Origin of the sequence: Gilvimarinus gilvus, from assembly GCF_030518155.1 — a bacterium.
Classification (GTDB): Bacteria; Pseudomonadota; Gammaproteobacteria; order Pseudomonadales; family Cellvibrionaceae; genus Gilvimarinus; species Gilvimarinus gilvus.
This window is the reverse complement of the sequence record NZ_JAULRU010000697.1, coordinates 1-522: the sequence shown is the minus strand read 5'-3', so window position 1 is coordinate 522 and position 522 is coordinate 1. Positions and strand designations below refer to the sequence as shown.

General features: G+C 54.0%; 1 protein-coding gene. It reads right to left on the bottom strand.

The genetic code is table 11. The annotated features are described in order from the left end of the window. Positions 1-153: 153 nt before the first annotated feature. On the bottom strand, positions 154-522 hold a 369-nt coding region (locus QWI17_RS17385), incomplete at its 5' end, for an integrase core domain-containing protein (RefSeq protein ID WP_302723791.1).

Sequence of the window (522 nt, the reverse complement as noted above, 5' to 3'; positions counted from 1 at the left end):
GTTCCATGACACCCGTCATGAGGCCATTACGCGACTGGCAAGGAAAGTTGATGTGCTCGACCTTGCCCGCATCACCGGTCACAAAGACCCTCGTTCATTGATGGTGTCTAGTCCTGAAATAGGTTTACACCTGTTCAGGTTGGCCGATAGGCCTCAAAACGCCCGATGCACCGCATCGGGCGTTTTGTTTTTCAGAGCCATATGAGGCCGCTCTGCGTTGTAGATCTGCACCGCCTCATCGACCATCTGCCTTGCTTGCTCCAGGTCTTCAGGACTGCTCAACAGCAGCTCCGTCTTGAGGATTCCGTTGATTCGCTCGGCCAGTGCGTTCTGATAGCAGTCATATCCATCTGTCATCGAGCACTGAACCCCATGCCGCTGATGAAGTGACTGGTATAGCTCCGAGCAATATTGGATGCCTCGATCCGAATGGTGGACTAATGGCTGGCGACGACGTCGCTTTCGTAGTGCTTGCTTGAAGGCTTGCGCTACTGACTCGGCATGCAGGCTTTCATGGACGTG